This is a genomic window from Cyanobium gracile UHCC 0139 (assembly GCF_034931325.1).
In the GTDB taxonomy this organism is placed as follows: Bacteria; Cyanobacteriota; Cyanobacteriia; order PCC-6307; family Cyanobiaceae; genus Cyanobium; species Cyanobium gracile_B.
Genome location: NZ_JAYGHX010000001.1, coordinates 98,651 through 109,427 on the forward strand (window position 1 = coordinate 98,651; position 10,777 = coordinate 109,427).

General features: G+C 65.2%; 7 protein-coding genes. 5 read left to right on the top strand and 2 right to left on the bottom strand.

The genetic code is table 11. The features are described from left to right. Window positions 1–39: 39 nt before the first annotated feature. Window positions 40–2,184: an NAD(P)-binding protein gene (locus VB738_RS00525; RefSeq protein WP_323303869.1), complete on the bottom strand. Its 2,145-nt coding sequence runs from the start codon at window positions 2,182–2,184 to the stop codon at window positions 40–42. Window positions 2,185–2,237: 53 nt separating this feature from the next. Next, window positions 2,238–4,034, bottom strand: coding sequence for an arginine--tRNA ligase (argS, locus tag VB738_RS00530; protein WP_323303870.1), 1,797 nt, complete (start codon window positions 4,032–4,034; stop codon window positions 2,238–2,240). Window positions 4,035–4,441: 407 nt separating this feature from the next. On the opposite strand from argS, the gene VB738_RS00535 reads away from it, so the two are divergent. The 5 genes from VB738_RS00535 to VB738_RS00555 all read left to right on the top strand — a co-directional run. After that, a complete protein-coding gene (locus VB738_RS00535) occupies window positions 4,442–5,251 on the top strand; it encodes a hypothetical protein (protein WP_323303871.1) in 810 nt (269 codons plus the stop codon). Between the two features lie 90 nt (window positions 5,252–5,341). Then, window positions 5,342–6,187: a hypothetical protein gene (locus tag VB738_RS00540; protein WP_323303872.1), complete on the top strand. Its 846-nt coding sequence runs from the start codon at window positions 5,342–5,344 to the stop codon at window positions 6,185–6,187. 76 nt (window positions 6,188–6,263) lie between these two features. After that, window positions 6,264–7,187, top strand: coding sequence for a hypothetical protein (locus VB738_RS00545; protein ID WP_323303873.1), 924 nt, complete (start codon window positions 6,264–6,266; stop codon window positions 7,185–7,187). 308 nt (window positions 7,188–7,495) lie between these two features. Next, window positions 7,496–8,392: a hypothetical protein gene (locus VB738_RS00550; RefSeq protein ID WP_323303874.1), complete on the top strand. Its 897-nt coding sequence runs from the start codon at window positions 7,496–7,498 to the stop codon at window positions 8,390–8,392. 916 nt (window positions 8,393–9,308) lie between these two features. After that, on the top strand, window positions 9,309–10,777 hold a 1,469-nt coding region (locus tag VB738_RS00555), incomplete at its 3' end, for a zinc-dependent metalloprotease family protein (protein ID WP_323303875.1).

The window sequence follows — 10,777 nt, forward strand, 5'->3', positions numbered from 1 at the left end:
ATAGGCTCGTACGTTACTGGGGATTTTATACCGAAAGACTCAAGGATGATCATATCCGTGAATCTCCACCAAAGCAGGTGAAGCCGAAAGGGCATGGGCGGCCAGCCGCCCGGAGATCACGGCGGCTTCGGTGCATCCCTCGTTGAAACCACAGTCGGTCCAGTCTCCCGCGATGGTCAGGTTGTCGTAGGTGGGATCCAGCGGCGAAATCCGATGTTTCAGACTGCCTGGAAGCGCCAGCACGTAGCGGTCGCTCGGGTTGACGTTCGCTCGCCAATACTGGCTCAGGAATTTCTGCTCACCCCGGAGCTCTTCGGTGCCCTCCGTCGAGCCAGGATCGGCCAGCAGTTCCCAGCGGAAGGCTCCTGCGGCGTCATAGGCCCGGGGCCACAGGGCCGAGCCGGCGTTGCGCAGGAAGGCCAGGGCGTTCTCCCGGACCTCCTCCGCCCGCCGGTGCGGATAGGGGCTGTCGGTATCCGCGGGCGGCTCAGGAGGATCCTTGAGCACCCCGCAGAAGTAGAGGGCGGTGGCGGGAGGCCGCGCCCACGCCTCCTCCGGAATGACATGCGCCATGTCACACCAGGTGTCAAAGGGCTTGTCGAACGCCGAGACGATGTAGGGGGGACCCTGCCACCCCAGCTGGGTCAAGTCCTCCTGCAGCCAGACCTGAAAAGCCTGCGTCGCCGTGGTTTTCACCGTCTCCACCATGGTGGCCCAGCGCGGATCCCTGGCCAGGATCGGGGCGCAGACATGGGGGATGGCGCCGATGCTCACACCCAGGACCACGGCATCGAAATCCCGCTTCACTTCGAGGCGGCGCCTGGAGGTGAACGTGGGATCCCAGTGCGACTCGAAATCCCGCTGTTCGAGCCGGAGGCGCTCGCCGTCGACCAGTTGATGGAAGTCAGGCTGGGATGGCCAGCAGGGGCGATGGCCCACGCTGATCAGGGGGGCATAGTCGCGATGGCCGTGGATCTCTGCCTGGACGTCAAAGTCGAGGGCCTCCACGTGGCTGCGGTCACCCGGCTGGATGGGTGGCCCCGCAGGGATCTGGACGTTGGTGAGCTTGTGGAAGAACTGGAAGCGCACCCCCCGACGGCGCAGCAGTTCATACAGCGGGGCGAACACCACATCGCCCATGCCCGCCCGCAGGCGCCAGAACAGGGAGCCGCGATAGCCGAAGAACATGCGCAGCGAGCCCCGGATCGCCTGTCCTGCCGCGAGGGCCGGCTTGCTGGAATCGCCGTCCTCGTAGGCCAGGGCAAGGTCATAGAGACCGACCACGAAGGGAGAGCGCACGGCCCGCTCCGAAGCCCCATTCAGGCGCAGCCATTCCCGGCATTCGTAGTCATCGATCGCATCCAGCCCCCTGGGATCCCGGAGCAGATTGAAGCGAACACTGCCGACGATGATCGCCAGCACGAGATCGACGATCTCCCAGATGTAGCGCTTCGGGTGGTCCGCGAGCCAGCGCTCCTCCAGCCAGGATCGGATGGCGGCGTTCAGCTCCTCGACGAAGCGGATCAGGGGGGCTTCCACCGGAAGCGGCAGGATCCGGAGGGCGCTGCTCAGCAGACCGAGGCCCTCCACGATCAGGGCCGCTCCAGTAAAGGTGCCCCCCGACAGCCAGCCGGCCATGGCCTCGAGAAGGTCTCCGGGCCTGCCCACGTCACGGGGCTCCGTCGAGGTGCTCACGTCCACGTCCAGGATCAGGGTGCGCAGCATGGCAATGGCCTGCTGCAGATACCCCGCCATGGAAAAGGTGGCACCGGGTGGCAGGGGATCCCCCGGGAGGCCCGGTCTGGGTGGGAATTGCGCCGTCCACTTCTGCCAGCCAGCGGATCCCCCCCGCGAGAACAGCCCCACATCCATTTCCGGCAGGAAGGCCTCCTGCCAGGGGCCGAACGGTGAGCCTTCCGGCGACGCCTCCAGGGCGGCGTAACACTCCCGCATCATGCGGAAGGAATTCTCATAGAAGCCCAGCCACACATGCAGTCCGTGCTCCTCCACCCGACCGGACGGACCACGGCCTGAGGCCCCCTTTCCCCCCAGCCTCCACCCCTGCTGGTAGACGGTGACGGCATAGCGGCCGTTGTGCTCAGGCCTGGAGAGTTCGTAGGCCGCGGTCATGGCGCCGCAGCCACCGCCGATGATCACGACTCTGACGGGCTCTCCCACGACCATCCGGACGAATCAGCCGCCGTGCCGGCAAACGCTACCGGACCTTTCCGCTGGCCTCACATCCGCTCCAGGGTGGGGATGCCCAGCAGGCCCAGGCCCAGCTTGAGGGTGTCCGCGCTGAGGCGGCAGAGGGCCAGCCGTGAGGCGCGGGCCGGCTCGTCGGCCCTCAGCACCGGCACCTGGTCGTAGAAGCGATTGAACAGCTGGCAGAGCTCGAACAGGTAGCTGCACAACCGGTTGGGCAGCAGCTCCTCCTCCACCTCCTGGATCACGGCGTCGAACTGCAGCAGCTGGCGGACCAGCGCCCACTCCTGGGGCTCGCTGAAGCCCAGCACCTCCGGGACCTCGCCATCGCCGCCGCCCTTGCGGGCGATCCCGGCGATCCGCACCACCGCATAGAGGAGGTAGGGGGCAGTGTTGCCGCTGAGGGCCAGCATGCGATCGAAGCTGAACTGGTAGTTGGTGATCCGGTTGGTGCTCAGGTCGGCGTACTTCACCGCCGCCAGGCCCACCGTGGTGGCCACCTCGCTGATGAAGGCCTCCTCCTCCTGGCGCTCCTCCTCCTCCAGGCGGCGGCGCAGGTCGGCGTCGCAGCGCTCCACCGCCTCGTCCAGCAGCTCCTTGAGCCGCACCGTGTCGCCGGCGCGGGTCTTGAGCTTCTTGCCGTCCTCCCCCTGCACCAGCCCGAAGGGCACATGCTCCAGCCGCCCGCCCTCGGGGATCCAGCCGGCGCGGCGAGCCACCTGGAACACCCCGGCGAAATGGCTGGCCTGGCCGGCGTCGGTGACGTAGATGACCCGGCGGGCACCGTCCCCCTCGGGGGGCGCCGCGAAGCGGTAGCGGATGGCCGCCAGGTCGGTGGTGGCGTAGTTGAAGCCGCCGTCGCTCTTGCGCACGATCACCGGCGGCGCCTGGCTCGCCGTGCCGTCGTCGGCCTCAAGGAAGACGCACTGGGCGCCGCCATCGCTGACCAGCAGTCCGGCGGCGGCCAGGTCGGCCACCACCGCCTCCAGGTAGGGGTTGTAGAAGGATTCGCCGCGCTCGTCGAGGCGGATGTCGAGGCGGTCGTAGAGGCGCTGGAACTCCCGGCGTGACTGGTCGCAGAGCAGCTGCCAGGCCCGGCGGGAGACCGGATCGCCGCTCTGCAGCTTCACCACCTCCTCGCGGGACGTGGTCTGGAAGGCTTCATCGCTGTCGAAGCGGGCCTTGGCCTGGCGGTAGAAGGCCACCAGATCCCCCAGGTCGACGGCATCGGCGGTGTCGAGCGCTTCGGGGGCCACCTGCTTGAGGTGGGTGATGAGCATGCCGAACTGGGTGCCCCAGTCACCGACATGGTTGAGCCGCAGCACCGGATGGCCGCGGAACTCCAGCACCCGGGCCAGGGCGTCGCCGATGATCGTGGAGCGCAGGTGCCCCACGTGCATCTCCTTGGCGATGTTGGGGCTGGAGAAATCCACCACCACCGGGGCACCACCGGGGGCCACGGGCTCCACGCCGAGGCGCGGATCGGCCAGCCGGCGCCCCACCTCGGCGGCCAGCAGCTCGGGCTTCAGGGTGAGGTTGATGAAGCCCGGGCCGGCGATCTGCGGCGGCAGGCAGAGGGCCCCAAAGTCCGGGTCAGCCGCCAGTTGGTCCACGATCGCCGTCGCGATCGCACGGGGCGCCAGGCGGAGGGGGCGGGCCAGGGCGAGGGCGCCGTTGGCCTGGAAATCGCCGAACTCCGGCTTGCTGGCGGGACCGAGCTGGGGATCCAGCGGCGCGCCGGCCACCCGGGCGCTGGCGACCGCCTCGGGGAACGCGCTCTCCAGGGCCCCCAACAGATGGCTGTTCAGGGCGTGGGCGATGCGCAGCATGGAGCGGAACCGGTCGAACGGCAGGCGTGGCCGTGATCATCCTCCCCGGTGGGGTGGTGGGGCCGACGGGGAGGGCTTAAGCGCTGATGCCCGCCCGACTGGGGCCGACACACGGCCCTGGCGCGGCAGGGAACCCAGACGCAAGAGGGGCCATGAAAGGGAAGCCGGTGCCGGGAAGGGGAGGCTTCACCCCAGTGGCCGCAGCGGATCCGGGCCAGGGAGCTCCCGCACCGACCCATGGCCGGCCAATAGCTTAAGGATTGACTAAAGCGCCTTGGTGCCAGGTGACAAAACCTGTGGTATGGTGAGTGAACTCTCATGCCACCGCAATGTTGGGCAAGGCCCGCCGCAACCAGCTCCTATCGGTCGGCTGCCTGGCTGGACTCCTGACTGGGGCCACCCCTGCGATGGCTTTCACGTCGTTTGACGTTGATTTCAACGCTGCCAGCAAGAAAACAAGCTCTGAGGCTACGGGTGTTTCAGGAAAGATGACCTTTAGTTTCAGCAAGAACCCTCTCGCTGACAATTTTATACTAGATCTTTCGATATCCAATACCACCAAACTCGATGGAAACCCCTCGGGAAATTTAACCGCATTTGCTTTTAACGTCCCTGGGGCTACAAAGCCATCACCCGACTTCAAGCTTGTGACCTATGAACCTTTAAGTTCTGGTTTTGGCGATCTTTTTGGCGCCACCACTAACGGCAAGGAAGCGAATGTGGTCGATGGGGGAGAGTACCGTTTCCCAGCTGGGACTCCTCGCACCGCACCCTACGCACCGTTCAATAACTTCACCTTCTGTGCACGTGATGACGGCAATAACTGCCATGGAGGCAGTGGAAATACGAAGTTTGGCATAGCAGACGGAATTACGAAATCGGTTCGATTCACAATTGCGTCAAATCGCTCCGACATCAATACCGCATCACTTGTAGCACAATCATTTTTCGACTTATTTGATTCGATTGACTACAGTGATAACGGTGATTACAAAAATGCACCGATTGCTCTTCGCTTCCAAAGTGTCACGACAGCTTCGGGCGCCAGAGGGAAAAGCGACAAAGTTGCTGGTGTCCCCAAAAGACCGCCCCAAGCTCCAAGCGATGAAGTCCCAGGTCCGGTTCCCATGCTGGGTGCAGCCACCGCCTTCGCCTTCAGTCGCAGGCTGCGCCGCAGGATCGCCGCTTCCTGTGCCCAGAAACATCCCACCGTCTGAAGCGGGCTGAATCGGTCGGCATCTGGCCTTAACCTTCCTTCATTGCCTCTGCAGTTGATGGGGGAACTGGTTCATGGGCAGGCACCACGCATGGTCTCTGATTCCCCCGCCAAGCCCCGAGAGGGAACGTTCCTGGCGGCGAGGCTGTCCGTCTTCGCGATGGTCCTCTTCGTCATCTACGGCGTCAGGGTCATCGCCACCGCCCTGCCCCTGCGGCCACTCGACACCCTCTGGCAGCTGAGCGTCAGTTCCGCCCTGATCAGCGCCGCCGCCATCCCGCTGGTGGGCCTCGCCCTGCTGCATCTGGCGGCCTACCTGGATGCGGCCAATGCCGCCCTGGAGAGACGAAGGGATGCCCTGGCCCGCTGGGCCATCCTGGCGGTGCTGGGGTTTCTGCTGCTGATCCCTGTTCAGGTGTATGCCTCCTGGAGCACCGTCGCCACGGCCAGAGCCCGGCTGACGACCCAACAGTCCACCGCCAACAGGAACTTCGCCCTTATCCGCGAGGCGATCAACGCCGCCACCAGCCTGGAGGATCTCCAGGCGCGGCTGCAGGCGCTCCAGTCCCCGGAGCTGGGCGTCCGCTTCGAGAACCTGGGGCTGCCGCTGCCGGAGACCCAGCGCCAGATGCTGATCCGCCTCAACGAGATCGAGGAGCAGGTGAAGACCCGCATCAAGGCGCCACCACCGGAGGCCATCGAGAACGTGGCGACGAACGCGTTGCGGGTCATGGCCACCAGCGTCGTCTATGCCCTGGCCTTCGCGATCGCGGCCCAGCGCCGCGGCCGGGAGGTGCCGCTGCTGGTGGAGATCCTGACGATCTGGAGCCTTCGGCAGCAGAGCCGCCAGAACCGACGCGGGTCCCCCGGCGCCATCGAGGAGGACTATTTCGCCCAGCTCGCCCCGCCGGAGGACGATCCGCCCGCCTCCCCCTGAAGGCCTGAGGGCGGACGAAACTGTGAGCAGGGTGAGAGAATTCCTGCTATGGTGAGCGCGGATTAAGGAAGCGTTCATGCGCGCCACAGCGAAGACCCCCCTCCGGCTGCTCGGTGGCCTCACTGGCGTGGGCCTCGCGGCCCTGGTCGGGCCGGTCGGGCTCGCCAGCCCCGCCATGGCCAGGACCGCCTTCGATGTGGTGTTCGACAGCGGCATCGCCGGCACCAGCTTCTACAACACCGGCGTCAAGGGCCGGATGAGCTTCGACTTCCGCAAGGACCCGGGCGACGGCAACACCTATACCCTCGATCTCGGCATCACCAACACCTCACCGGCGTCGGGCCCCTCCTCCGGCACCCTGGTGGGCTTCGCCTTCAACGAGCCGCTGCGCGACAACGGCAGCGAGGCGATCTCCCTGCTGAGCTACAACCCGCTGGATTCGGGCTTCGGCAGGGTCTTCGGCGGTGTGAACAACACCACCCCCAACCAGCGCAGCCGCGGTGTGCGCGTCGCCGAAGACAAATGGCTGGAGATCACAGGCTCGGCCACCGCCCCCTACGCCCCCTTCGCCAACTTTGATTTCTGTGCGCGGATGAGCAGCACCGATGGCTGCCATGGAGGATCCGGCAGCACCGGCATCGGTGGAGGCAGCACCGTCAATGTTCAGTTCCAGTTGAGAGCCAACGACGCCTCCATCGCCACGGCCGATCAAGTGGCGGAGCGCTTCTACAACCTCTTCAACTCCTTCGATCCGGGTGATCGCTGGAGCAAGGCCCAGATTGCGCTGCGCTTCCAGAACGTCAAAAAGCCCAATGGACATAAGGAAAGCGGCGGCGAAAAGGTTACGGGGGCAGCGTTCTGGCGGGTTCCCGATGAAGGACCCACCAACGAAGTTCCGGGCCCACTTCCGATTCTGGGAAGCGCAGCAGCCTTCGGATGGAGCCGAAAGATGCGGCGACGGATCAGGTATTCTTCATCGCGGAACATCACCAAATCGTGAAGGTCATCACCAGAAGTTTCAGCATTGACACCTCCGCCACCATGCGCTGAGCGCAACCAGAGATCATCGTCTTTCGTTGATATCGAAGCCATGATCCAGCCTAGGGTCTGGTCATAACCAGTCACACATTGCTTGCCCGGTCGGTTGGCAGACTGGCAACTTCCGTCTTCGGTGATTGAAGTCGCTGCGAGAAAGTTCTGCGGCCTGAATGCTTCCGATCCCGTGGCGCTCGCACCCCAACCCATCGACATCCACGCAGGAGAACCGACAGGCCACCCAGCGTCCCGAACCGGGACCCGGCTCTCCTGATGGCCGTCACCAAGGAATTCAGGGCCTTCGATTCGGCGATCCTGGCTGACCGGCTCGCCTTCATGGCGATCGCCCTGTTCGTCACCTACCTCATCACCCTGCTGGCCAGCGTCCTTCCCGTTCGTCTGCTGGACACGGACTGGCAGCTGCGCTTCATCGCCGCCTGCCTGGATTCGGCCACCATCCCCCTGGTGGCCCTCGGGCTGCTTCACCTGGCGGCCTACCTCGACCCGGACAATCCAGCCCTGCAGACACGGCGCGACACTTTGGCCCGTCTCGCCATGGTGGCGGTCATCGGCTTCCTGCTGATCGTTCCCCTGCAGGCCTTTGCCGGCTGGAACAGTGTGGTTTCGGCCAGGACCAACGTCGCCCGCCAGCTCTCCGTCGCCAACGGCACCTTCGATCTCCTCCAGGAGACCATCACGACAGCCACCAGCCTCGACAACCTTCAGGCCCGCCTCCAGGCCATCCAGACCCCAAGCCTCGGGATCCGCTTCGAGACCATGGGGCTGCCGCTGCCGGAAACCAAGCGCAGAATGCTGGCTCGCCTTCAGGAGGTGAGGAAGGAGGTGGTGACCAGGATCGAGGCCCCGACGCCCAAGGCCATCGAGGCTGTGGTCAGGGACAGCCTCCGGGTGATGCTCTCCTCCTTCGCCCTGGCCGTCGCCTTCGCCATGGGCGCCCAGCGCAAGGGAAGTGACGTCCCCCTGCTGGTGGAGTGGCACACCGCGATCAGCCTGCGGGGCCCACGGGCGAACCAGCCCGAGACCGGCGGACTGCTGGGTCTGCCCCTCCCGGGCCTGTCCTCCGGCCCCAGCGAGGAGGAGTACTTCTCCCGACTGGTCCCCGAGGAGGACGACGACAGCTCGGAGACCGGCGTCCCCCCTCCCGCCTGAGGCTTGCCGCCCTCTGCTCCGGATGGCACTATCCCCACAAGTGGCCTGCCCATCGCAAGGCAGAGCCAAGTTTGCAGATCCGTTACAGATCTGCACCTCATGCTTAAAGGCGCTTAGGGCGTTAAAGCCCTGATCCTCAGGTTTCGGAAGGTTCTTCCAAGCTGCTGGAGGCCGCGATGGCGGCGGCTCCAAGCCTTGCCATGACTGGGATCCTTCCTCCATCACCCCTTCGGTGACCCCGCTGATCCGTACGGTCACGCCGCCCGGACAGTTGTCGCTTGACCTCCCGGGCAAAGCGCCAGCGCTCGCCCTACAGCGATCCATGAATCTGAAACCACAGGGTTGGTGGTGCAATTCCAAGGAAATGCTCAGCGGCGGTCACGCAACTCTCCCCGTGAATTGGCCTGTGCATAAAGGCTGCAGAGCTGCTGCAGAACGATGATGAGTGCGGGGGAAAGGGTTCCTTCCATCAGCCCCCCCCGGAAACAAAGTCGATCCCTCCAGTCCTCTGGGCGCAACGACTTTGAAGATCTCCTGAAGCATCCGCCTGTCAATGGTTGGAGGCTCCAGGTGTTGATGGATCTCGCTGGCTGTTTACCCTCTCACCGCCATGACTTACACCACATCCGCAGGGGGCCAACAATCGCTTTCCCCCCTCTTTCCTGAACATTCGAACCAAGCAAGACGCTCCTCCGACGCAACCTTCACCCTGCTGGGCGACGCGGCTCCGACCTCAACCGAAGTTCCCGCCACCCTGATCACTTCTGTTCTGACCACCACCAAGGCTTCCCCTCCCCTCAGCGGCTCAGGCAACGCCCTGGACAGCCTCGAAGCCAGCTTTTCGGCTCCAGCCGCCCAGGCCGCAGCTGGGGAGTCCGTCTTCCAGAACGGTGTCACCCTCGCCGCCACCCCGGCGGTGGCCACGAACAGCCACCAGGCGCTGAACGATCCCTGGCCCGGAGATGCGACCGACACCCCCACCGCTTCCATGGGACCCACCTGCGGCTGCCGGGCCTGCAGCGTCTTGGCCGTCACCACCGGTGATGGTGCCGCCGCCTGGGACACCAGCAACGACCAGGCCCCCTTGGTGATCGACGGGGTGGTCACCCTCGGCACGGGAGTGGATCTGAGCAAGGTGTTCCAGCTGCACAGCAATCCGACCGCCACAAAAACGATCTACCTCGACTTCGACGGCTATCAGATCAACAACACCCCCTGGGAAAACGGTGGCAACCTGAGCCTGAAGAGTTTCTACAGCACCTTCGACAGCAAAGCTCTGAGCGAGATCCAGCGGATCTGGCAACGGGTGGCGGAGGATTTCGCACCGTTCAACATCAACGTCACCACCCAGGATCCCGGCACCGAAGCCCTGCGGAAATCCGGCACCGGGGACGACCGCTGGGGCATCCGGGTGGCCTTCACCAGCAACCTCAACCTGCTCACCGGCTCGGCGATCAAGAATGCCGGTGGTGGCGGCACCGCCTACTACAACAGCTTCAACTGGGGCACCGACGACGTGGCCCTGGTGTTCAACCGCGGTGAATACACCGCCGCCGAAACGGCCAGCCACGAAGTCGGCCACACCCTCGGCCTCACCCACGACGGCGCCGGCACCTCCACCGAGTACTACGGCGGCCACGGCGGCACCGGTCCCACCAGCTGGGGCACCATCATGGGGGCAGCCTGGCTGGGCAACGACGAGTACCTGACCCAGTGGAGCAAGGGTCAGTACACCGGCGCCAACAACACCCAGGACGACCTGGCCACGATCACCAACGGCAACGGCTTCACCTATCGGACCGATGACCACGGCAACACCTTCAGCAGCGCCACGGCGCTCACCGGGCTGACCTTCAGCAGCTTCGGAGTGATTGAGCGGAACACCGATGTGGACATGTTCCGCTTCGACACCGCCGCCGGTCAGGTGTCCTTCAACATCCTCAACGCCTCGCGGGCCTTCGTCGGCAGCGCCGGCGCGTACAGCACCGAGTACCTCACTTCCCGCGGCGCCAACCTGGACATCGCCGCGACCCTCTACCGGGCCGACGGCAGCGTCGTCCAGACCTTCAACCCGGCCGATCTGACCACGGCCAGCTTCTCCACCAGCCTTGCCGCCGGCACCTACTACCTGGGCATCGACGGGGTCGGCTTCGGCACCCCCCTGGCCAGCTCCCCCACCGGCTACACCGACTACGGCAGCCTCGGCCAGTACATGGTGACCGGGACAGTGCAACCGGCGGGAAGCACTCCGCCGCCCCCCACCACAACCACAACTCCGCCCACGAGCAGCACCCTGCAGGTGGTCGATCCCAACGGCGCCGTCGAGCTGCTGCGCGACACCACCAACAACCGCGTTTCCGTCCGCGTCGACGGTGTCACCGCCGC